The organism is Polynucleobacter tropicus, assembly GCF_013307225.1.
Classification (GTDB): Bacteria; Pseudomonadota; Gammaproteobacteria; order Burkholderiales; family Burkholderiaceae; genus Polynucleobacter; species Polynucleobacter tropicus.
Genome location: NZ_CP028942.1, coordinates 1967952 through 1990969 on the forward strand (window position 1 = coordinate 1967952; position 23018 = coordinate 1990969).

The window sequence follows — 23018 nt, forward strand, 5'->3', positions numbered from 1 at the left end:
TTAGATGCCATATTTTTCTCTATACGCCTTTACTGCTGGCAAATAAGCCGTTAACTGAGCATCACTTGATGCCGTCAAAAAAGACATCAGTCCAGTTAAGTTCGCTATTGAAATTACTGGCAAACCAAATTCTTGTTCGACAGCCTGCACTGCCGACTTGTCGCCAATATCTGTAGCATTGCCGGATCTTTCCATGCGATCTAAAGCAATTAATACAGCAACAGGCTCTGCGCCTGCTTTACGAATGAGGTCTACCGACTCTCGCACTGAAGTACCTGCTGAAATAACATCGTCAACAATAATGACCTTGCCTTTTACTGGCGCACCAACCAATACACCGCCCTCGCCATGGTCCTTGGCCTCTTTACGGTTATAAGCATAAGGAACATTAACGCCCTCGTTCGCCAAGGCAATGGCAGTTGCGGCAGCAAGCGTAATACCTTTATAGGCTGGGCCATACAACATGTCAAAAGGGATTTTGGATTCCACTAAGGCTTTGGCATAGTAACGTCCGAGCGAGCCGAGACGAGCACCATCATTAAATTCGCCAGCATTAAAGAAATATGGGGAGAGCCTGCCCGCTTTGGTTTTAAACTCCCCAAATGACAAAACCTTTGCCTCCAAGGCAAAACGAATAAAGTTATCTTGATTTGAATTATTTGAGCTCATAGACCTACATGTTACGCATCATTTCAGCGAACCTCAACGGTATCCGTTCTGCAGTTAAAAAAGGCTTTCTACCGTGGGCCACCAAACAAAAGGCTGATTTCATCTGTATGCAGGAACTCAAAGCTCAGCGGGATGATTTAGAAGACGCCATTCTGAATCCCGATGGATTGCATGGCTTCTTTCATCATGCCGAGAAAAAGGGCTATAGCGGTTGTGGCATCTATACCCGCCACCAACCTGACGATGTGCTTTATGGTTACGGCAATGAAGAATTTGATGCGGAAGGGCGTTACGTTGAAGCGCGCTTCAAAAATCTTTCGGTGATCTCGGTTTATATGCCATCAGGCTCAAGCTCTCCTGAGCGACAAGAGGCTAAATATCGCTACCTCGATAGTTTCATGCCACATCTCATCAAACTTAAAAAATCTGGTCGTGAAATTGTTCTATGCGGCGACGTCAATATTGCCCACCATGAAATCGATTTAAAAAACTGGAAAGGCAATCTCAAGAACTCTGGCTTTTTGCCCGAAGAGCGCGCATGGCTAACTAAACTATTTGATGAAGTGGGCTACGTCGATGTTTATCGCAAACTAGAACCCAAGGCTGAAGAAGCTTGCTACACCTGGTGGAGTAATCGTGGCCAAGCTTATGCGAAGAATGTGGGGTGGCGTATTGATTACCAAATCAGCACTCCCGAGATTGCCGCATCAGCCAAGAAAACAACCGTATACAAAAATGAACGGTTTTCTGATCATGCGCCGCTAACAGTGGATTACGACTGGAAACTTTAAAAGCTATTCGTCTTCTTTTTTAATGTGCACGATTTGAAAGTACATAGTCACCCAGATTAATGCCAATACTGGAAGACCAATGACGGCTGTGCCGTAGAAAAAAGCTGGGTACCCAAAATGATCAACATAAACGCCAGAAAATCCTGCGAGCCACTTTGGCAACAACAGCATCATCGAACTAAATAAAGCGTACTGTGTTGCCGAGTAACGAATGTTCGTTAGCGACGAAAGGAATGCAATAAAGGCAGAGCTGGCAATTCCTGAACTTAAGTTATCCGCAGAAATCACCCAAATTAAGCCGTGCAAATCATGTCCCTGATGAGCAAGCCAAGCAAACAGTAAATTGCTTACGGCCGATAATACGGCGCCTACAAATAGAATTCTGAGAACTCCAAATCGTAGCGTGAGAACCCCGCCCACAAAGGCGCCGACGAGAGTCATTACAACACCAAATACTTTGCTAACTGCTGCAACCTCATCTTTTGTATAACCCATATCAACATAAAATGGGTTGGCCATAATGCCCATCACAACATCGCTAATACGATAGATCGCGATGAGAGACAAAATTAATATGGCGTGCCAACGATAGCGACGAATAAATTCCGCAAATGGCTCAATCAATGTTTGATACAACCACGCTTTTGCATTGCGCGCTTTAGCCAACTCATACTGAGCAGGCTCTTTGCTAAATAAGGTCGTCAAAACTCCAACGCCAATCGAGGCAGCCATACACAAATAAGCGAACTGCCAAGCACCAGCGTCATAACCACTACCCGTTTCAGCTCTTGCTGCCAACCACAATACGCCAGCACCCGCCCAGATAAGGGCTAAGCGATAGCCTGTTTGATATGTGGCTGCGAGTGCCGCCTGCCGATCGCTGTTCGCTGATTCAATTCGAAATGCATCCAAAGCAATATCTTGAGTAGCAGAACCAAACGCCACCAGTAATGCGCACCATACAACTGAGTTCAGGGCAAGCTTGGGATCCATTGTGGACATGCCCACCAAACCGAGAATGATTAAGACTTGAGCGAATATCAACCAGCTTCTTCTACGCCCCAATAAGGCAGTTAAGAATGGAATTTGCACACGATCAACTAGAGGCGCCCACATCCATTTGAATGCATAAATTAACCCAACCCAAGTTAAGTAGCCAATTGTGCTGCGATCAATTCCCGCTTCGCGCAACCAAAAACTTAAAGTTCCCAAAATTAGCAAAAGGGGTAAGCCTGCCGAGAAACCTAGAAACAACATTCTTAGGCAAGGCCATTCGAGATACACCCGAAAGTCTTTTAACCAAGATTGAATGGTGGACAGCACCTTGATGCTTATCTTATGCGCGACAGACACGGAATAAAGCAAGGCTGCCAAAAAAATTTGGCATTAAGGTCACCTGTCGACCATCGTGCAAGATACATTGATCAATGACTTTAAGCCCAAGACTAGATGCCAATTTTTCGAAATCGGCAACCGTCAATACGCGCACGTTTGGCGTGTTGTACCACTGATAAGGCAAGCTCTTTGAGACCGGCATACGACCAAGTGCAACCGCTAAACGGTGTGACCAATGACCAAAGTTTGGAAAGGACACAATTGACTCTTTACCAACGCGAACAATCTCGCGCAAAATCTTTTCAGTCTGATGAATCGTTTGCACAGTCTGAGACAACACTACTGTATCAAAACTATTGTCTTCAAATAAGGCGAGACCGCCCTCTAAGTCTTGCTGGATAACGTTTAAGCCTTTTTGCACACAAGCCAAAACTCGCCCGTCATCTATCTCAACACCATAAGCATGCACAGGTTTTTGCTTTTGCAAGAACTCTAAAAAGCTGCCGTCACCGCAACCTAAATCAAGCACTTGGCTATTAGGTGTAATCCAATTGGCAATTGCAGAAAAATCAGCGCGTTTATTTAAATTACTCATGGCCGTACCTCACGCATTTGCTTGAAATAAGCCCTGACTAAATTGTGATAACGTTCATCATCCAACAGGAAGGCGTCATGGCCATGTGGCGCATCGATTTCAGCATAAGTAACTTCACTCTTATTGCTGAGCAACGATTGAACAATCTCACGACTACGATTGGGAGGAAAACGCCAATCTGTTGAAAAACTGACTACCAAAAACTTTGCCTGGACTTCAGCCAAGGCACGATTGAGGCTTCCATCAGAGCGGCGCGCAGGATCAAAATAATCAAGAGCGCGAGTAATGAGCAAATACGTGTTGGCATCGAAATAGGTAGAAAACTTATCCCCCTGATGACGCAAATAGCTTTCAACCTCAAACTCCACGTCAAAACTAAAGCGATAGTCCTTGGACTCGCCATGAGGGCGTTGCAACTCGCGACCAAACTTTTCGGCCATATCGTCGTCAGACAAATAAGTAATGTGGCCAACCATGCGAGCTAAACGTAAGCCACGCTTAGGCACTACGCCATGCTCGTAGTAATTGCCGCCATGAAAATCTGGGTCGGACAAAATTGCGTTGCGAGCAACTTCATTAAACGCAATATTCTGTGCGCTTAACTTTGGAGTGGAAGCAATCACAATGCAATGATCAAGACGCTTCGGAAACTGAATAGCCCACGCTAATGCTTGCATACCACCCAAGCTTCCGCCCATGACCGCCGTAAATTTCCGAATACCCAATTTATCCGCAAGGCGAGCTTGGGTATTTACCCAATCCTCAACTGTCACCACAGGGAAATCGGCTCCATATGGCTTGCCTGTAGCAGGGTTTAAGCTCATTGGGCCTGTAGACCCAAAACAGGACCCCAAATTATTTACGCCAATGACAAAAAAATGATCTGTATCGACTGGTTTACCTGGTCCGATCATGTTGTCCCACCAACCAATGTCTTGAGGATTGTCTGGGCTTGGGCCTGCAACATGATGCGAAGCGTTTAAAGCATGGCAAATTAATACTGCATTACTTTTATCTGCGTTGAGCTTGCCATAGGTTTCAATGACTAAGTCATATCCCGATAATATGGCGCCACTTTGCAAAGGCAGCGGCTCGGCAAAGTGAATAGTATTTCTAGAGAGATGTAGCTCGCTCATTCTGACAATAGCAGACGCAAACTAACATCGGAAGCATCTGTTGGCAGCTTTTTGAAACCACTACGCGCGAAACGATGCCAACGACCCAATACGAAGCTCATCAACATGGCTGCGCGGATGCTTACTTCTTCTTGCCCCAACTTAGACCACACACCACCTTGAGTCTGAGCAATACGCAAAGCCTGTTTAAGAGAAGCCTCAACTCGATCCAGCACTTGGGTGATGCGCTCTTGTAGACGATCATCCTCTTGCAAAAGAGCATCTCCCAATAACACGCGTGTCATTCCAGGATTTTTTTCCGCGAAGAATAAGAGCATCTGCAGAATGCCGCGAGCTTGCGCTAGGCCAGATTCTTCTTTTTGATTTATTTGATTGATTAAGCCAAAAACAGTTTGCTCAATAAAAGAAATCAAGCCCTCGAACATTTGGGCTTTACTCGCAAAGTGTCTATATAAAGCCGCCTCTGATACATCAATCTTCGCCGCTAAGGCTGCTGTTGTAACGCGCTCACCCTTTGGGTTTTGCAGCATCTCCGCCAACACTTGCAGAATCTGCAAACGGCGCTCGCCCGGGCGAGGACGCTTGCGTGTCTTGCCAACGTCAGCGCTAGCGCTAGCGCTGTCGATTTCTGCTGACTCTATAGATTCGCGCATTGTCATCTTCTTATCTGGAACGAATCATCGTACCAAAAGCTTGTTCGGTCAAAATTTCTAATAGCAAGGAATGCTCAATACGACCATCAATAATGTGCACTGAATTTACGCCACTCTTAGCTGCATCCAAAGCGGAAGAAATTTTTGGCAACATGCCACCTGAAATAGTGCCATCTGCAAATAAGCCGTCAATTTCTCTAGCGGTTAAATCCGTCAGCAACTTGCCATTTTTATCCATTACACCCGGAATATTCGTCATCATGACTAATTTTTCCGCATGCAAAATTTCTGCCATCTTGCCAGCAACCAGATCAGCATTAATGTTGTATGCCTGACCTTCCGCGCTAAAGCCAATCGGCGAAATTACCGGAATAAATGCGTCGTCCTGTAGAGCCTTCACAACGGCTGGATTGATTGCCTCAATCTCACCTACAAAACCAATATCCACCTTCTTGCCCGGCTCTGTATCGCTAGGAATCATCATTTTCTTCGCATGAATCAAGCCGCCATCCTTGCCAGTCAAGCCAACAGCTTGACCGCCAAAATGGTTGATCAGCATCACGATATCCTGCTGTACCTCACCACCGAGAACCCACTCAACTACTTCCATGGTTTCTTCATCGGTCACCCGCATACCCTGGATAAACGTTCCAGTCTTGCCAATCTTTTTTAGGGCCTCATCAATTTGTGGGCCGCCGCCATGAACCACAACGGGATTCATGCCAACCAATTTCAACAAGATCACATCACGCGCAAAACTTTCCTTGAGTCGCTCCTCGACCATAGCATTTCCACCGTATTTAATAACGATGGTTTTGCCGTGATACGCACGAATATAAGGCAATGCCTCAGCAAGAATCTCTGCCTTTAATAGAGGCGAGATATCACTAATAGAAGTCAAATGCTTAGTCATTACAAATTGTATTTATTCGCCAAATAATTTTTGACGGAGTTCGCGACGCTCTTGCGCCTCGAGAGACAAATTGGCTGTAGGCCTTGCAATTAAACGGTTCAAGCCGATTGGCTCGCCTGTTTCTTCGCACCAACCATAATCACCAGACTCAATTCGTCCGAGCGCCTGCTCAACTTTTTTCAATAGCTTGCGCTCGCGATCGCGGGTACGCAATTCCAATGCGTGCTCTTCCTCAATCGTTGCACGATCAGCCGGATCTGGAACCAAAATATTTTCGCGGAGATGTTCTGTTGTCTCAGATGCATTTTTCAAAATGTCATCTTTAAGGGTCAACAGCTTTTGACGGAAAAAATCCAGCTGGGCAGCATTCATGTAGTCCTTGTCAGACATCTTAAGCAATTCAGCCTCAGTTAAAGGCGCGCCCTTCGCTGCTTTAGTGCTCGTAGCTTTGCTGCTTGCTTTCGCAGTACTTGCAGGTTTTGTTGCTGTTTTTACCGTCATCTCATTCTTTCTTAGATTTGAAGCATCATTGCCTCATTCTGCCAAACTTTTGCCGCTGCCAGCCAATATTCTTTAAGCTTTCACAATCTTGGCCGTGGCGGCGGATTGTACCCGAATCTGACTAGACCAAACAGCCCTCAAGCCCTGCCAGTAGGGTGTCTTTAGGCAAATCAATGCCTATGAAGACCATACGGGTTTGTTTAGGCTCAGATCCCCAAGGACCAGCCAAATCGCTACCCATCATCTGATGCACCCCCTGAAACACCACTTTTCGGCTACTTCCTTTGACATAAAGCACGCCCTTATAGCGCAACATCTTCTCGCCAAAGACCTCCAAAATGCCCCCCAAAAAATCTTCTAATTTTTTATGATTAAAGGGTTTATCACTACGAAAAACGAAGGACTGAATGCGATCTGTATGCCCCGCATGACCATGATGATGGTCATGGCTATGATCGTGTCCGCAAGTGCTGTGGTCGTGATCATGGGAGTGGTTATGACCGCAGTTAGCATGATCATGCTCATCCTGCTCCAAGAAATGAGGATCAATATCTAACTTCGCATTTAAATTGAAACCCTTGAGATCTAAAACGGCATTTAATGGAACCACGCCTTTAGAAATTGCGCTAATGGGCGCTCTTGGATTCATGTGCATTAAACGACTACGCAAAGCCTCCACTTCAGCTGCCGATACTAAATCTGTTTTTGTAATAAAAATTTGATCCGCGAAACCCACTTGGCGCTGGGCTTCCTCATGCTCAGTCAATTGCTGCTGGCCATGCTTAGCATCCACCAAAGTCACTACGGCATCAAGCACATAATGATCCGCTACATCATCATCCATAAAGAAAGTTTGCGCTACAGGCCCTGGGTTTGCTACCCCCGTAGTTTCAATGACAACGCGATCAAAATTAATTTTTTTATCTTTTCGCTGATCCCATAAAGCATTTAATGCTTCAACCAAGTCACCGCGAATGGTGCAACAAATACAACCATTACTCATTTGCACAATATTCTCTTCATGGTCTTGAACCAGAATATCGTTATCGATATTTTCCTCGCCAAACTCATTCTCAATCACCGCAATTTTTTTACCGTGATCTTCAGTCAGAATATGTTTTAACAATGTGGTTTTGCCACTTCCTAAAAAGCCGGTCAATATAGTTACAGGAATTAATGCCATGAATGATCCAATCAAAATCTAGAGATGTTGCGTTCCCAAATTCGGGAAACCTATTATCTTACCGAGTTCCTCAAGCTTTGCCAGCCTTAGCGCGCGGATGCGCTTTATCGTATGCCTGCGCTAGATGCTGAAAATCTAAAGAGGTATAAATCTGCGTGCTGGCAATACTGGCATGCCCCAGCATTTCTTGCACGGCGCGTAAATCCTGTGAGGATTGCAAAACATGACTAGCAAAACTGTGGCGCATCATATGTGGGTGAACATGGGTGGGTAAACCTGCACGGATAGCCAAAGTTCGCAAACGCGCCTGCACCGTACGAGGTGATAAACGCTTGCCATTTGCCGACAAAAATAATGCAATCGATTCGGCATTTAGATTTATATCCGAATCCCGAATACTTCGCCATGCCATCAAAGATTTCATTGCAGGGGCGCCGACTGGCACAGATCGTCTTTTGCCGCCCTTGCCCAAAACAGTTACTTCCGCAGCATCCCAATCTAACCATCCCGCGGATTCATGCTGACGATCTTTGCTCTGCATAACGTCAATGCCTAAAAGCTCGGACAAGCGCAAACCAGAGGAATACAGCAAATCAATAATCGCGGCATCCCGAATCGACTCTAAATCCTTTTTCTCATCCGCTTCTTTTACGGCTTGATTCACCAAGGCAAGGGCTTGCTCGACCGAGAGAGCTTTGGGTAAGGACTTCAGGCGCTTTGGTGCCTTTACATCATCCACGGGATTGGCTGCTAACTGCGCACTAACTTTGCCCGACTGCGCATCGTGCCGAGCATTTTTTTCCGTCAACCATTCATACCATCCACGCCAAGCAGATAAAGCACGCGCGATAGTTCTGGATGACTTGTCTTTGGAATGCAAACGCCCCGCCCAACGACGAACGTGGGCATTCGTTACTTTTAACAAATCAACTGAGTCGTCTTGTGCAAAACTTTGTAAATCGCCTAAATCCATCCCATACGCTTTAAGCGTATGCGCGGAGAGTTGACGCAATATATGAAGCTCATGCAAATACTCTTGCATGAGTGGATGAAGATTAGCCGGCTTTAATTTCATAAGCCTGGATACGATCCAAAGCTGCCGCAGTTAGTTCAGCAATTTGTCTTAAATAGAAGGCGCCCATATCGGCAGTAAACCGAGTCTCGTCTTTACTGGCCAACAAAAGAACTGCTGGCGATTGGTTCGCGCCAATACTCTTGCCAAGCGGTAGACCGATAGCCACCATGCTTTGCCATTCGGGATCAATCTGAGTTTGGCTAGCCAATAAATCCACGCTAGCAGCGGCCAACTCCTTGGCAGAGCCACACAAGGGCGTATCCACCCAAGGGCCAAACGCTGAATTAGGCGATAACAATTGCGCAGCCTCAACCTCAAAAACCTCTGCCAAACCAGACGTAATTGCAGCCTCAACATCAGCCTTATTGTTTGCTTTCATTAAACGCAATAACCAAGCAACCAAACTTTGTTGTGTTTTGTCATTGCGACTGCCAAAGTGAAGCATCTCACTTAAACGTCGATTGAGCTCTTGGTTTTGCGTGCGCAAGACCGTCATCTGACGCTCTTGCAAAGAGATGGCACGATCTTCGTGAGGGTGCTTAATCCGAATCTCGTTAAATAGATTGGCATAACGCTCAAAGAAGCCTGGGGTTGCGCGCAACCACTCAGCAACCAACTCTTCTTGCTCAGCCTGTTTTGGATCTATTGCACTCATGTATCTCTTTCTTGAATATCTTGCTTAGCTCAGTTTTTTACGCAGCAATTCATTTACCTGACCAGGATTTGCTTTTCCCTGAGAGGCTTTCATAATCTGGCCAACCAAAGCATTGAAGGCCTTCTCTTTTCCGGAGCGGAATTCTTCAACCGACTTTTGATTAGCGGCAAGCACCTGATCAATGATGGCCTCTAATGCACCGCTATCACTGATTTGTTTCAAGCCTTTTGCATCAATAATTTGATCAACTGTACTGATTGATTTGCCTGCGATTGCATCATCCCAAAGTGTTGCAAAAATATCTTTTGCAATCTTGTTCGAAATCGTGCCATCAGCAACTCGAGTCAGCAGCGGCGCCAAATGTTCCGCCTTTAATGGCACATCAGCAATCGCAATCCCAGCGCGATTAATTGACGAAGCAAATTCTCCAGCAATTAAATTCGCAGCCGCCTTAGCCAATGGTTTGCCAACAATAGCTAATAACTCCTCAAAAACTTTAGCGGTATCGCGATCTTGGCTTAATAGCTGTACATCGTATGCGCTGAGCCCGTAATCAGCCTGCCATTGTCCACGCAGATCAGCAGGCAATGCGGGCATCGTGCTGCGTACATTAGCAATCCATGCATCATCGATTACTACTGGCAATAAATCGGGATCTGGGAAATAGCGGTAGTCATTCGCATCTTCTTTGCTGCGCATACTACGAGTCTCACCGCGATCAGGATCGTATAGACGAGTTTCCTGAACCACAGTGCCGCCATCTTCAATCAATTCTATTTGGCGACGCACTTCATATTGAATTGCCTCTTCCAAGAAACGGAAAGAGTTCAAGTTTTTGATCTCACAACGTGTACCAAACTCAACCTGACCTTTTGGGCGCACTGATACGTTAGCATCGCAACGGAAAGATCCTTCTTGCATATTCCCGTCGCAAACACCCAACCAGACCACCAGGCCGTGCAAAGCTTTGGCATATGCCACTGCCTCGGCAGCACTACGCATTACTGGCTCGGTCACAATCTCTAAAAGAGGCGTGCCAGCACGATTGAGATCGATGCCACTCGAAGGCTCGCCATGTGGGCCAATGAAACCTTCTTCATGGACAGACTTACCCGCATCTTCTTCCATGTGAGCGCGAGTAAGTTCAACGGTCTTAACTTCATCGCCCACCAGAATTTCAATCTTCCCACCGACCACAACTGGAATCTCAAACTGACTAATTTGATAGCCCTTGGGTAAATCAGGATAAAAATAATTCTTACGAGCAAAAATACTTGCTGGTGAGATCTTCGCGCCCACAGCCAAACCAAAACGAATAGCATGCTCAACAGCTTCGCGATTGAGAACTGGTAGCACACCTGGCAAAGCTAAATCCACGGCACATGCTTGCGTATTTGGAGCGGCACCAAAACGGGTGCTAGCACCGCTAAAAATTTTTGATTGCGTTTGTAATTGCGCGTGTGTTTCTAGACCAATAACGATTTCCCACTGCATCATGCCACCTCGCTTGCTTGACGCAAATGCCAATCGCTGGCTTGCTGATATTGATGCGCAATTTGCAATAGATGCGCTTCAGAAAAATAATTGCCGATCAACTGCATACCAATTGGTAAATTATTTGCATTAAATCCACAGGGGGCACTCATTGCAGGCAAGCCCGCGAGGTTAGTCGATAGCGTATAGATATCTTCTAGATACATTTGCACTGGGTCTTTTGACTTCTCACCCAAACGCCAAGCCACATCAGGTGCTACGGGCCCCAAGATGACATCGCACTCTTTAAGTGCCGCCTGAAAGTCTGAAGCAATAATGCGTCGAATTTTTTGTGCTTGCAAATAGTATGCGTCGTAGTAACCATGACAAAGAACATAAGTTCCAATCATGATGCGACGTCTCACTTCCGCACCAAATCCTTCGGTACGAGATTTTTGATACATATCACCGAGATCTTTGTATTCACTAGCGCGATGTCCATAACGAACTCCATCGAAGCGACTCAAATTACTGGATGCTTCTGCTGGTGCCAATACGTAATACACCGGGATCGATAATTTTGTTTTTGGCAAACTGACTTCAACTAATTTAGCGCCCAAGCTTTCTAAAAGCTTTGCTGCTTCGTTTACAGACTTTGCAACATCTGCCGCTAAACCTTCAGCAAAAAACTCTTTGGGTAAGCCAACTCTCAAACCCTCTAAGGGTTTCGCAGGATTTGCGTTTCCTTCTTGCCAAGCCTGATTTAGATAGCGACCGTAATCTTCACCAGAATCAGACAAAGAGGTGGAATCACGCGGATCATGTGAAGACATCGCCGTCAACAATAAGGCGCAATCTTCTGCCGTCTTGCCCATTGGTCCAGCCTGATCTAAAGAAGAGGCATAGGCAATCATGCCGTAACGAGAAACGCGCCCATAAGTGGGCTTAATTCCAGTTAGGCCACAAAATGCGGCTGGCTGACGAATAGACCCGCCAGTGTCTGTGCCTGTTGCTATCGGCGCCAAGCCTGCGGCAACAGCAGCAGCTGACCCTCCTGATGAGCCACCCGCAACACAGGATGCATTCCAAGGGTTGAGGGCGGGCCCATAAGCTGAATTCTCATTCGATGAGCCCATCGCAAACTCATCCATATTGGTTTTGCCCAGGCAAACCATACCAGCGCCATTCGGATTATTCGCATCTGGAATTCCCAGATTGGCAACCACTGTTGCATCGAAAGGACTTTGGTAATCGGCCAAGATTTTGGAGGCTGCAGTAGTCTTCCACCCACGAGTTACAAAGACATCTTTATGTGCAACTGGGATGCCAGTCAATTTGCCTGCTTTGCCAGCAGAAATGAGCAAGTCGGCTTTATCTGCTTGCTCTAAACTTAAGTGAGCATTCACATCAATGAATGCATTCCACCTTTTCTCAGACTCAATACGGTCTAAAAAGTACTGAGTTAATTCTTTGCTGGACACCTCTTTTGCGGCCAGCGCTTTTGCCATTAGGGCAACGGAAGTGTTGTGCCAGCTCATTCGATCACCTTTGGAACCAAGAAGTAACCATCTTGCTGGGCGGGTGCGGATTGCATGTTTTCGGTGCGCTGGTCAGACTCAGTTACCTCGTCAGCACGCAAAGGCTGGGCCAATTCACGCAAAAACAAAATAGGGTGAGCTAGTGGCTCAAGACCCTCAGTATTAACAGCCTGCATTTCCTCAACAAGGGAAAAAACCGCCTGCAGCTGAGGCAAAACTGCCTCAGCTTCTTTTTGGCTTAACTCAAGCCTGGAAAGGTGCGCAATGCGCTGAACATCATCAAGTTTCATGGGGCGCTAGAGTATCATTACTAAATATTTTTATTAACACATTCTATTTTCCCACTACATCATGTTTGGTTTTTTTCGCAGCTACTTTTCCAACGACCTAGCCATCGACCTTGGCACCGCCAACACCTTAATTTATATGCGTGAGCGGGGAATTGTCTTAGATGAGCCATCGGTTGTAGCCATCCGCCAAGAGGGCGGACCAAACGGCAAAAAAACGATTCTAGCCGTCGGCAAAGAGGCAAAAGCGATGTTGGGCCGTGTTCCAGGGAATATTGAAGCAATTCGCCCAATGAAAGATGGCGTTATCGCTGACTTCACAATTACCGAACAAATGCTTAAGCAGTTTATCAAGCTTGTGCATGAGAGCAAACTTCTAAAACCAAGCCCACGCATCATCATTTGCGTGCCCTGCGGATCAACTCAGGTTGAGCGTCGCGCTATTCGCGAATCTGCATTAGGCGCAGGCGCTTCGCAAGTTTTCTTAATTGAAGAACCAATGGCTGCTGCAATTGGTTCTGGCCTGCCTGTATCAGAAGCAGCAGGTTCGATGGTTGTTGATATCGGCGGTGGTACAACTGAGGTTGGCATGATGTCACTAGGCGGCATGGTTTACAAAGGATCTGTTCGCGTAGGCGGAGACAAATTTGATGAAGCCATAACCAATTACATCCGCCGTAACTATGGAATGCTGATTGGCGAACAAACTGCCGAACTAATCAAAAAGACTATTGGTTCCGCCTTCCCTGGAGCAGAAGTCCGTGAAATGGAAGTAAAGGGGCGCAACTTATCAGAAGGCATCCCCCGTAGCTTTACCGTAACAAGTAATGAAATTTTGGAAGCATTAACTGATCCATTGAATCAAATTGTGACCGCAGTAAAGGCCGCTCTAGAACAAATTCCTCCAGAACTGGCGTCAGATATCGCAGAACGCGGCATGATGCTCACGGGTGGTGGCGCGTTATTGCGAGACTTGGATCGTCTCTTGCTAGAAGAGACGGGCTTGCCCATTCACGTGGCCGAAGATCCATTAACTTGCGTCGCTAGGGGCTGCGGTATCGCGCTTGAGCGTATGGATAAGTTGGGTGGCGTGTTCTCGCAAGAGTAAAAGACGCTCGCGCCGATCAAGGAATTGCAACATAGCGCCCCACCACTTTTCAGACAAGGCATTCCAGCCTTACTTAAGCTAATTGTCTGTCTGTCAATCAGCATCACTCTGATGCTGATTGATTTTCGTTTTAAAGCACTTGATCCGATTCGCAATTATGTAAATTGGTTTTTGCGCCCACTTGAATACGTCATGATGGCGCCACGCAACGCATTTGAAATTACCTCGGAATATTTCACAACGCGCTCTGCCTTAGACAAAGAAAATCAGGCAATGAAGGCCCATCTAGCAGAACTCTCGCTACTGGCAAATCAATCAGAATTCTTAATGATTGAGAATCAAAATTTGCGAGAGTTGATGGCGTTGCAAAAGCAGGCTTCTTTTAAAACCCTATCAGTTGAAATTCTATTCAATCCACCCAATCCAATTTCGCAACGAATTGTGATTAACCGGGGCAGCAATGATGGTTTAAAACTGGGTAACCCAATCGCTAATGATGCCGGCATTCTTGGGCAAGTAGTAAGACTTTATGAGCGCTCTGCAGAAGTATCCCTGCTGGAAGATCGGGACTTTGCTGTTCCAGTCCAGGTGGCCCGAAATGGCCTTAGAGCAGCTGTTTTTGGGACTGGGCGCGGCAACCCCCTGGAATTACGCTACCTCCCCGTAGCAAGCGACCTAGAAGTAGGCGATGTCTTGCTGACCTCTGGCATTGACGGGGTCTATCCCCCTGGATTTGCGGTTGCTGTCATTAGCAAAATTGAGCGCAATGTGGATAAAAATTCTTCTAACGTATTTTGCGAGCCGGTAGCTGCGGTTAATCGCTATCGCCAAGCTTTGGCACTTCTATACGACCCTCAATTTGATGCTAAAGCGCCTATCAACAATAAACCGGACGCCGGAACCCAAAATAACACCCCTGGTCGGAGACAAACCCGCGCAAGAGGCATGCAATGATTGATTTTCAAAGTGGCTACATCTTGCGCCCGGTAAATCCGGCATTTATTTACTTCAGCCTATTTTGCGCACTACTACTTAATCTATTTCCAATCGGCAATTACAGTTGGGCACCAGACTGGCTCATTCTATGCATCGTGTTTTGGAATATCCACCAACACCGTTATGTTGATGTTGTTTGGGCATTTATTTTGGGCCTAATAATGGATGTTCATAATTCTGATCTTTTGGGATTGCATGCATTCAGTTATTCATTGGTTGCTTACATTGCAATCTCTTGGCATCGACGCATTGTTGCCTTGACTGTTCTCTCCCAGGCGCTACATCTTATTCCTATATTTTTATTGGTCTCCTTGTTTCCCGTATTGGTACACTGGGCCCTTAGTGGCGAGCTTTACTGGTGGGCATTAACAGGCTCCATTCAAGCTTTAATAGAGGCGGCGCTTTGGCCGTTTGCGACACGCATTTTATTGGCACCACAACGTCGTCCCATTGATGTTGATTACAATCGCCCGCTTTAAGAAGCGACATGGTTTCTTTTAAAAAACCCAACCTAGATTCTTTTCAGGAACGCATTCGCATTGCGACCTTATTTGTTACCGTCTGCTTTTTGCTTTTAGTTACACGACTAATATGGCTACAACTAATTAGCCATGGAAAGTATTCGTTGCTTGCGGAAAGCAATCGTATTGCACTTGTGCCGGCTCCAGCCAATCGGGGATTAATTATTGATCGCAATGGCATTGTGATTGGTAGAAATTATTCCGCATTAACTCTCGATATCAATGCTGAAGAAGTAAAGGGCAATGTAGACCAGCTGATTAATGAACTCTCCGAAATTATTGATATCTCGCCAAGAGATCGTCGCAACTTCAAACGCTCCTTAGAAGATTCGCGCAATATGGGCACGATTCCATTGCGCTCCATGCTAAACGAAGCTGAAACAGCACGCTTTATGGCTAATCGCTACCGCTTTCCTGGCGTAGAGATTCGAGCAAGAAATTTCCGCGAATATCCATACAACGAATTGGCCTCTCATTTAGTTGGCTATATCGGCCGAGTTTCGCAACGCGATAAAGAACGCATGCAAACTGAAATCGAGAATTCCAAAGCAGATGATCTAGACGCCTTACAGACTTCATTTTTACCAGGCATCCAATATGTAGGAAAAATTGGCCTGGAACAAAGTTATGAGAGCGTATTACGCGGTGTGCCTGGATATGACCAAGTTGAAATTACCGCCGGCGGCAAGCCTGTTCGCACACTCTCCAGCTCCCCCTCATTCCCAGGAAAAAATATTGTGCTGTCAGTTGACGTCAAACTGCAATATTTAGTTGAGGAACTTTATGGAAACTTTCGAGGCGCCTTTGTTGCGATTGAACCAGAAACTGGCGACGTATTAGCGTTTGTCTCCAAGCCAAACTTTAATCCCAACGATTTTGTCGAAGGCATTGATTCAGTAACCTGGAAAGAACTAAACGACTCACCCCAAAAACCTTTATATAACCGCCCGCTCAAGGGCATTTATCCACCCGGTTCAACCTATAAGCCATTTATGGCTCTAGCCGCGCTGGAAAATAAAAAACGTACACCATCACAAACCATATCTGATCCTGGTTATTTTGATTTTGGCAACCATACCTTCCGAGACGACAAAAAAGGTGGGCATGGAATTGTAGATATGCAAAAGTCAATTGTTGAGTCTTGTGATACTTACTATTACACACTTGCCCGCGATATGGGTGTAAACATGATGCATGACTTCATGAAACCCTTCGGCTTTGGTCAAATCACCGGCATTGATTTACAAGGCGAATCAAAGGGCGTTCTTCCATCTACGGACTGGAAAAAAGCAACTTTCAAAAAACCAGAACAACAAAAATGGTACGAAGGAGAAACTATCTCGCTAGGCATTGGTCAGGGATATAACTCATTCACTATCTTGCAGCTTGCCCATGCCATGGCTAACTTGGCTAACAATGGCATTGTGATGAAACCCCATTTAGTAAAAGCTATCGAAGATCCATTTACGCGCAATCGTGTGCTCACAACGCCGAAAGAAAGCTATCGGATCGACTTAAACCCAGAGAACATTGAGATTATTAAAAAGGCAATGGTTGAGGTAAACGTTTCTGGCACCTCAGCTACAGCATTTAGAGGCGCAGGATACGTTGCTGGCGGCAAAACAGGCACAGCCCAAGTATTTAGCTTGAACTCAAAAGATTACAAACATGGCGCAACCGCAGAGTTCCTGCGCGACCATGCTCTTTACATTGCATTTGCGCCAGCAGATAAGCCCACCATTGTGATTGCCATGGTGGTTGAAAATGCAGGATTTGGCGCACAATATGCTGCACCCATCGCTCGAAAAGCATTGGATTACTATGTAGAGGGAAAGTGGCCTAAGGAGGTTCCTGAATGGAAAAGAGCCCCGTAAAAAAAATTCAGCTGCTCTTCTTTAGTTTTTTTTACGGCTTAGATCGCCAGCTAGGCATCATTTTGCTTAGCTTGGCAGCTGTAGGGTTTTTTACATTTTTATCAGCAAGTCAAAATACGCCCATACAAATTGCAGATGAACTTCGCAATCTTGCATTGTCATTTGCAGTGATGTGGTTGGTCTCTCGTATTCCACCAAAGTGGTTAGAAATAAGCGCCGTCTGGGTATACGGACTTGGTGTTGCGCTGCTGGTTGCCGTTGCAGTATTTGGTTTAATTAAGAAAGGCGCACGACGCTGGCTCAACATTGGCATTGTTATTCAACCCTCTGAAATTATGAAAATAGCAATGCCACTCATGTTGGCTTGGTACTTTCAAAAAAGAGAGGGCATCCAAAAGGCGTGGGATTATGCAGTTGCGGGAATTATTTTGGCTATTCCTGTTTTTCTGATTGCCCGTCAACCCGATCTTGGGACTGCCTTATTAGTTTTTGCAGCGGGTCTCTACGTCATTATCTTGGCTGGTTTACCTTGGAAATGGATAGTGCCATTCGTAGGCCTTGGGATTATCGGAATTCTCTTGATAATTATATTTGGTGGCACGATTTGTGCGCACGATGTTGCATGGCCTTTTGTGCATAACTATCAAAAACATCGCGTTTGTACTCTATTAGATCCGAGCAGCGACCCATTAGGAAAGGGCTTTCACACCATTCAATCTATGATTGCAATTGGCTCTGGCGGCTTTTTCGGCAAAGGCTGGTTTCAAGGAACGCAAGCGCATTTGGAGTTTATTCCAGAAAAGCACACCGACTTTGTATTTGCCGTATTTTCAGAAGAATTTGGCTTTCTTGGTAACTTAATATTAATTGCACTTTTCTTTGCGCTCATTAAACGCGGTCTAGCCATTTCAGCGAGTGCGCCTAATTTATTCACGCGCTTACTTGGCGCCGCAGTGACGCTCATTTTCTTTACTTATGCATTTGTGAACATTGGCATGGTGAGTGGACTGCTCCCTGTGGTTGGCGTTCCGTTGCCATTTATTAGCTATGGTGGCACCGCACTAGTAACACTAGGTTTTGGCGCTGGTATCTTGATGAGTATTCATCGACACCGCCGTTTAGTGCAAAGCTAATAGAGCAGATTTATATTGAAGCAATAAAAAAGCCCGGCATCCCGGGCTTTTTTATTAACAATGAAGAATTACTTCTTACGTTTGTTAACTGAATCTTTAAATGCTTTACCAGCAGAAAACTTAACAGTTTTAGCAGCGGCGATTTTGAGTGGCTCACCAGTTTTTGGATTACGGCCCATACGTGCTGCGCGCTTGCCAGAAGCAAAGGTACCAAAACCGATCAGTTGTACTGAATCGCCTTTAGTAACAGCTTTAATAATATTCTCAATTGCAGAATTCAATGCGAATTCTGCTTTAGCTTTAGAGATCTCCGCGTCGTCAGCAATCGCTGCGATTAATTCGGCCTTGTTCAAATGAAGCTCCTTATAGATATTGATGTCGGCGCACATTGCGCTTTCGTAATTGTAACCACAAAAAATTATAAAAATAAAGCTTAGTTACAACAAATTTAAAACGTCTACAAATTAATCATTTATTACCTCTACGCCAGAAACAAAATATTCCGTATCTCCAAAACATGTTGTTGGCAAACCAATATGCTGTTCATAGCTTAGGGCGACTTTTTTGCCCAAGTTCGCGTTTATTTTTTTGCGCTACAGCATCTTCGCGCACCGTAAAGAGGAATTTTTCAGACATTGTTCCTGGCATAGAAACCATCGCCAATTCCCCCTCCCATGTTTTACAAAAATATCCACGTTTAGAGAACTTCTGCACATAACCAGCCCTTTCTCCGCTGCCGTAGCTCCAAGTTAGCATCAACCAGGTATACGCTGAAACCCCCACTAAGCCAATTAAAACAAGGCTTAAGAGCCATTTTGTAAAGCTATTCATGCGGTGTTCTCCTTCTTTTATCCACATTAACCCTAACTGAGGCAGGTGCCTTGATTTACATCAAGTATAGGTGCTTATAAGAACAATAAATAGTACGCCAAGACATTGGTTACAAATTAAAATCTATCAATTACTTAACTTGGCACAAGCAATGCAAGCTCGTCACATTATTTTTTTCATTTTTATAGCATCAGCAATTTATGTCTATTTCAGAGGGAAAGTTCGTTTTGGCGTAGTGAGATCGCTGACGGATTACCAGGTTCTGCTAGCGCCGATAAATGCCCTTTTGTATTTATTTTCAAAAGTGAAGGCAACGGCTTTTATTCCGGTAAGCGAATTCCCCGAAATGAAACCCCTGCAAGATAACTGGGAAATTATTCGTCAAGAAGCACTTTCTTTAAACGCAGACGGCGCAATTGCAGCTGCCACTGGGTATAACGATATCGGCTTCAATTCCTTTTTTAGAACTGGCTGGAAGCGTTTTCATCTGTATTGGTATGGCAAAGATTTACCATCTGCCCAAACAAGCTGCCCTAAAACCGTTGCCCTACTCAAGTCGATTCCTTCAATTAAAGCAGCCATGTTTGCTTCGCTACCGCCTGGAGCAACACTAGTGCGACATCGCGATCCCTATGCTGGATCCCTGCGCTATCACATCGGCTTAGTGACGCCGAACGACCCCAAATGCTATATCGACGTAGATGGAGAGCGCTACTTCTGGAAAGACGGTGAACCCGTGATGTTTGATGAAACATTTATTCATTACGCAGCTAACGAAACAGATCATCAGCGCATTGTTTTATTCTGTGACGTTGAAAGACCAGTTCACACAAAAGTAGTGCAATTACTGAATCGCTGGTTTGGACGTTATGTCATGAGCGCCGCTGCTTCTCAAAACGTTCCCGGCGAGAAAGTTGGTTTTGTTAATGTCTTATTCACCTACTTCTACCATCTTCGCGCTCAAGCCAAAAAACTAAAAGCAAAGCACCGCTCAATTTACTACGTTGGCAAATGGGTGCTGATCTTGGGAATTTTGTGGGCAATTTTTTGGTAGCCACAAATCCATAGTTCAAATATTAATCTGGCATTAGCATTTGAATAATTTTTTCGGCACTAATATCGCCCTGAATCTCAATCCGTTTTTTACGACTGTTTTGTCCAGACATTAATTGAATCTGTTTTTGCGGCACTTTTAATTGTTTTGATAGCCATGCTACCAGCAGCACATTCGCCTTATTTTCAAGTGGTGGGGCTTGTAGGGCGATTTTGAGGCAATCATCATGTAGGCCAAGAACCTTGGTCTGCTTGGCTCCTGGCTGGCAATGCAGGCTAAGCGTAATTCCTGAAGGGGTTTGTTTTAACCAAATAGGCGTCATTAAAGTACTTTAAACTTAATCCCATGCCATACAAAAATTCACAAGCCCTAGATCACCTCTTTGCCAGTAATCGACAGTGGGCCGAAGGCATGGTTGCCAAAGACCCCAATTTTTTTAAGCGGCTAGTAAACCAGCAAGCCCCAGAATATCTTTGGATTGGCTGTGCTGACAGCAGGGTGCCCGCAAATGAAATCGTCGATTTATTGCCCGGCGAACTGTTTGTGCATCGCAATGTGGCCAACGTAGTAGTACACACCGATCTGAATTGTTTATCTGTTATTCAATTTGCAATTGATTTACTGAAGGTCAAACATATTTTAGTGGTTGGTCACTACGGTTGCGCTGGTGTTCATGCAGCTCTTAGCGACAGAAGAGTTGGGCTTGCAGATAACTGGTTACGCCATGTTAAGGATGTTCATCAAAAACATGAGCGTTATCTTGGCGAAGTACTGCCAACAACCAAGAGGCAAGATCGCTTATGCGAACTGAATGTCATCGAGCAAGTTGTCAATGTCTGTGAAACTACTATCGTTCAAGATGCCTGGTCTCGCGGGCAAGACTTAACTGTTCATGGCTGGGCTTATCGACTAGATACTGGCTTAGTTAACGATCTCGGGATGTCAAGCAGCTCAACAGAAGAAATGCTGGAGCGCTACACAAAATCTATTAAGCGTTACGAATTAGCGTAAGGGCTAGCGTTGAGCACTTTTACAAACCATGCGAGCGTCGCATGCTTAAAGTTGCTGTCCTTGCTTCCTTATAGAGCTTTGGTATCCATTGGTTATGGGCTTGGCTATATTGCCGCAAAAATACCAAGCGATCGCAATCGCGTTATCAAAATCAATTTGAAGTTGTGCTTTCCGGACCTTTGCGAAACGCAAATTGACCTATTAAGAAAACAGCATTGGCACTTGTTAGGTCGTAGCCTAGTAGAAAAGAGCATTATTTGGACAGGCAGTGAAAAGCAACTTTCTGAGATGATTGAAGTGCAATCATCTGTTGACCTATCAATTCGTAAGCCTCGCATTTTGGTAAATATGCACTTTGCCGGGATTGAGGGTGCCATTATTTTGAGCGCCTTGGCCAAGCGCATGAATTGGCCGAGAACATCTGGATTTTTCCAGAGAATGAAAAATCCTTTCTTTAATCAAAAGATGATTGAATGGCGCAATCGATTTGGGGGCAACTCTATTGATCGCCAAGGAAATACAAAAGCGATTATTCGCGAAATTCTCAATGGCGATCTTATTATTGTTGCTCCAGATATCGATCTGGGACTTAAAGACTCTGAGTTTGTCCCCTTCTTTGGAATCGAAACAAACACGATTACCACTGTTTCTCGTCTTGCAAGCATTACTGGCGCTGATGTTTGTTTAATGACAACCACTTTAAAAGATGATGACTCAGGATATCTCTGCAAGATCAGTGAACCTCTAAAAGACTTTCCCACTAATGACCATAAAGAAGACACGGCGCGCTTAAATAGGCATTTTGAGGATGAAATTCGTCTTCGACCCGCTGAATATTATTGGGTTCATAAGCGCTTTAAAAATCGTCCCAATCAGGAGGCTAACCCCTACAACCCTTCTAACTAAAGGACTTTTGCCCTATCATTAGAAGATGACTGAACGCATTGGACTGTTCGCTGATCTTCATAGCAATCTAGAGGCTTTTGAAGCCTGCATGACCCGAGCCGAAGAGCTCGGGGTTACTCGTATGGTGTTTCTGGGAGATCTAGTTGGCTATAACGCAGATCCGGTAGCCGTTATTGAAAGGATTGCCGATCTTGTAAATACAAAAAAAGCAATTGCAATTCTCGGCAATCATGATGAAGCAGTATTCAAAGATAGTCGCAATCACATGAATGCCAGCGCGAATGCCGCGATTGAATGGACCAAAAGTCAGCTCAGCAACGCTCACATGCAATTTCTAAAAGATCTTCCACTAATTGTTAACGAAGAAAAAATTTGTTTTGTACATGCTTCTGCTCACAACCCCGCTGACTGGAACTACGTCACTGACAGTATGAGCGCATGGCGCTGTGCGCAGAGCTCTGGAAAGAGCTATACATTTGTTGGTCATGCCCACGAGCAAGCCCTGTTTTATCAAAGCGCGGTAGGCAAACTTATTCGTTTTGCTCCGCATCCAGGAGATGAGATTCCAGTCCTTCAACATCGCCAGTGGGTAGGTGTTGTTGGCTCTCTTGGTCAACCTCGAGATGGAAATCCTGAAGCCTGTTTTGCAATCTTCGAGCCAGAAACTGAAGTGCTGACATTTCATCGCACTGCCTATGATCACTATACAGCTGCCGACAAGGTAAGACGCGCAGGGCTGCCTGAAGATTTAGCCAATCGCTTAATCACCGGCAAATAAGC

The 23018-nt window shown here is 45.3% G+C and carries 26 protein-coding genes; 10 read left to right on the plus strand and 16 right to left on the minus strand.

Annotated features, from left to right (window positions below; translation table 11 throughout):
* Positions 1–669 (minus strand): orotate phosphoribosyltransferase, encoded by a 669-nt coding sequence (gene pyrE / locus DCO17_RS10045; RefSeq protein WP_173956576.1) that lies wholly within the window; start codon positions 667–669, stop codon positions 1–3.
* A gap of 8 nt (positions 670–677) precedes the next feature.
* On the opposite strand from pyrE, the gene DCO17_RS10050 reads away from it, so the two are divergent.
* Positions 678–1460 carry an exodeoxyribonuclease III gene (locus DCO17_RS10050; RefSeq protein WP_173956577.1) on the plus strand — a complete coding sequence of 261 codons (783 nt, stop codon included), beginning with the start codon at positions 678–680 and terminating at the stop codon, positions 1458–1460.
* Between the two features lie 3 nt (positions 1461–1463).
* On the opposite strand, the gene DCO17_RS10055 is transcribed toward DCO17_RS10050, so the two are convergent.
* From DCO17_RS10055 to gatC, 12 genes are all read right to left on the minus strand, one after another.
* Positions 1464–2795: an AmpG family muropeptide MFS transporter gene (locus tag DCO17_RS10055; protein WP_437342825.1), complete on the minus strand. Its 1332-nt coding sequence runs from the start codon at positions 2793–2795 to the stop codon at positions 1464–1466.
* Position 2796: 1 nt separating this feature from the next.
* The gene (metW, locus tag DCO17_RS10060; protein ID WP_173956578.1) at positions 2797–3390 is read right to left on the minus strand and encodes a methionine biosynthesis protein MetW; all 594 of its coding nucleotides are present in this window, start codon (positions 3388–3390) and stop codon (positions 2797–2799) included.
* The gene (metX, locus tag DCO17_RS10065) at positions 3387–4526 is read right to left on the minus strand and encodes a homoserine O-succinyltransferase MetX (RefSeq protein ID WP_173956579.1); all 1140 of its coding nucleotides are present in this window, start codon (positions 4524–4526) and stop codon (positions 3387–3389) included. The genes metW and metX overlap by 4 nt, the downstream gene beginning before the upstream one ends.
* Entirely contained in the window at positions 4523–5179 is a 657-nt protein-coding gene (slmA, locus tag DCO17_RS10070; RefSeq protein WP_173956580.1) for a nucleoid occlusion factor SlmA, read from the minus strand. Before slmA ends, metX begins: the two co-directional genes overlap by 4 nt.
* 10 nt (positions 5180–5189) lie before the next feature.
* The gene (gene argB / locus DCO17_RS10075; protein WP_173956581.1) at positions 5190–6092 is read right to left on the minus strand and encodes an acetylglutamate kinase; all 903 of its coding nucleotides are present in this window, start codon (positions 6090–6092) and stop codon (positions 5190–5192) included.
* A 12-nt stretch (positions 6093–6104) separates the two neighbouring features.
* The gene (dksA, locus tag DCO17_RS10080; protein ID WP_173956792.1) at positions 6105–6482 is read right to left on the minus strand and encodes an RNA polymerase-binding protein DksA; all 378 of its coding nucleotides are present in this window, start codon (positions 6480–6482) and stop codon (positions 6105–6107) included.
* 232 nt (positions 6483–6714) lie between these two features.
* Entirely contained in the window at positions 6715–7776 is a 1062-nt protein-coding gene (locus tag DCO17_RS10085) for a CobW family GTP-binding protein (RefSeq protein ID WP_173956582.1), read from the minus strand.
* 70 nt (positions 7777–7846) lie between these two features.
* Positions 7847–8851 carry a tyrosine recombinase XerC gene (locus DCO17_RS10090; protein WP_173956583.1) on the minus strand — a complete coding sequence of 335 codons (1005 nt, stop codon included), beginning with the start codon at positions 8849–8851 and terminating at the stop codon, positions 7847–7849.
* On the minus strand, positions 8832–9506 hold the full coding sequence (locus DCO17_RS10095; protein ID WP_173956584.1) for a DUF484 family protein: 675 nt from the start codon (positions 9504–9506) through the stop codon (positions 8832–8834). Before DCO17_RS10095 ends, DCO17_RS10090 begins: the two co-directional genes overlap by 20 nt.
* A gap of 24 nt (positions 9507–9530) precedes the next feature.
* The gene (gene gatB, locus DCO17_RS10100) at positions 9531–11000 is read right to left on the minus strand and encodes an Asp-tRNA(Asn)/Glu-tRNA(Gln) amidotransferase subunit GatB (RefSeq protein ID WP_173956793.1); all 1470 of its coding nucleotides are present in this window, start codon (positions 10998–11000) and stop codon (positions 9531–9533) included.
* Positions 11000–12517 (minus strand): Asp-tRNA(Asn)/Glu-tRNA(Gln) amidotransferase subunit GatA, encoded by a 1518-nt coding sequence (gene gatA / locus DCO17_RS10105; protein WP_173956585.1) that lies wholly within the window; start codon positions 12515–12517, stop codon positions 11000–11002. Before gatA ends, gatB begins: the two co-directional genes overlap by 1 nt.
* Positions 12514–12807, minus strand: coding sequence for an Asp-tRNA(Asn)/Glu-tRNA(Gln) amidotransferase subunit GatC (gene gatC, locus DCO17_RS10110; RefSeq protein WP_173956586.1), 294 nt, complete (start codon positions 12805–12807; stop codon positions 12514–12516). Before gatC ends, gatA begins: the two co-directional genes overlap by 4 nt.
* Positions 12808–12868: 61 nt before the next feature.
* On the opposite strand from gatC, the gene DCO17_RS10115 reads away from it, so the two are divergent.
* The 5 genes from DCO17_RS10115 to rodA are packed head-to-tail and all read left to right on the plus strand — an operon-like array spanning position 12869 to position 18436.
* A complete protein-coding gene (locus DCO17_RS10115) occupies positions 12869–13912 on the plus strand; it encodes a rod shape-determining protein (RefSeq protein WP_173956587.1) in 1044 nt (347 codons plus the stop codon).
* A gap of 24 nt (positions 13913–13936) precedes the next feature.
* Positions 13937–14866 carry a rod shape-determining protein MreC gene (mreC, locus tag DCO17_RS10120; protein ID WP_173956588.1) on the plus strand — a complete coding sequence of 310 codons (930 nt, stop codon included), beginning with the start codon at positions 13937–13939 and terminating at the stop codon, positions 14864–14866.
* Positions 14863–15387: a rod shape-determining protein MreD gene (mreD, locus tag DCO17_RS10125; RefSeq protein ID WP_173956589.1), complete on the plus strand. Its 525-nt coding sequence runs from the start codon at positions 14863–14865 to the stop codon at positions 15385–15387. The genes mreC and mreD overlap by 4 nt, the downstream gene beginning before the upstream one ends.
* 8 nt (positions 15388–15395) lie before the next feature.
* Complete coding sequence (gene mrdA, locus DCO17_RS10130) at positions 15396–17303, plus strand: penicillin-binding protein 2 (RefSeq protein ID WP_173956590.1); 1908 nt, start codon at positions 15396–15398, stop codon at positions 17301–17303.
* Entirely contained in the window at positions 17285–18436 is a 1152-nt protein-coding gene (rodA, locus tag DCO17_RS10135) for a rod shape-determining protein RodA (protein ID WP_173956591.1), read from the plus strand. The genes mrdA and rodA overlap by 19 nt, the downstream gene beginning before the upstream one ends.
* A gap of 68 nt (positions 18437–18504) precedes the next feature.
* On the opposite strand, the gene DCO17_RS10140 is transcribed toward rodA, so the two are convergent.
* Positions 18505–18789: an HU family DNA-binding protein gene (locus DCO17_RS10140; protein WP_087908896.1), complete on the minus strand. Its 285-nt coding sequence runs from the start codon at positions 18787–18789 to the stop codon at positions 18505–18507.
* A gap of 190 nt (positions 18790–18979) precedes the next feature.
* Positions 18980–19267: a hypothetical protein gene (locus tag DCO17_RS10145; protein WP_254598770.1), complete on the minus strand. Its 288-nt coding sequence runs from the start codon at positions 19265–19267 to the stop codon at positions 18980–18982.
* A 151-nt stretch (positions 19268–19418) separates the two neighbouring features.
* On the opposite strand from DCO17_RS10145, the gene DCO17_RS10150 reads away from it, so the two are divergent.
* Entirely contained in the window at positions 19419–20321 is a 903-nt protein-coding gene (locus DCO17_RS10150; RefSeq protein ID WP_173956592.1) for an aspartyl/asparaginyl beta-hydroxylase domain-containing protein, read from the plus strand.
* A gap of 22 nt (positions 20322–20343) precedes the next feature.
* Here the strand turns inward: DCO17_RS10150 and DCO17_RS10155 are convergent, their stop codons facing one another.
* On the minus strand, positions 20344–20643 hold the full coding sequence (locus DCO17_RS10155; RefSeq protein ID WP_173956593.1) for a DUF167 domain-containing protein: 300 nt from the start codon (positions 20641–20643) through the stop codon (positions 20344–20346).
* Positions 20644–20666: 23 nt separating this feature from the next.
* Between DCO17_RS10155 and can the strand changes: the two genes are divergently transcribed.
* Genes can through DCO17_RS10170 form a run of 3 tightly spaced genes read left to right on the plus strand, consistent with a single transcriptional unit; the run spans position 20667 to position 23016 of the window.
* Positions 20667–21332 carry a carbonate dehydratase gene (gene can, locus DCO17_RS10160; protein WP_173956594.1) on the plus strand — a complete coding sequence of 222 codons (666 nt, stop codon included), beginning with the start codon at positions 20667–20669 and terminating at the stop codon, positions 21330–21332.
* Positions 21333–21341: 9 nt separating this feature from the next.
* Complete coding sequence (locus DCO17_RS10165; RefSeq protein WP_173956595.1) at positions 21342–22238, plus strand: LpxL/LpxP family acyltransferase; 897 nt, start codon at positions 21342–21344, stop codon at positions 22236–22238.
* A 25-nt stretch (positions 22239–22263) separates the two neighbouring features.
* A complete protein-coding gene (locus tag DCO17_RS10170; RefSeq protein ID WP_173956596.1) occupies positions 22264–23016 on the plus strand; it encodes a metallophosphoesterase family protein in 753 nt (250 codons plus the stop codon).
* Positions 23017–23018: the final 2 nt, after the last annotated feature.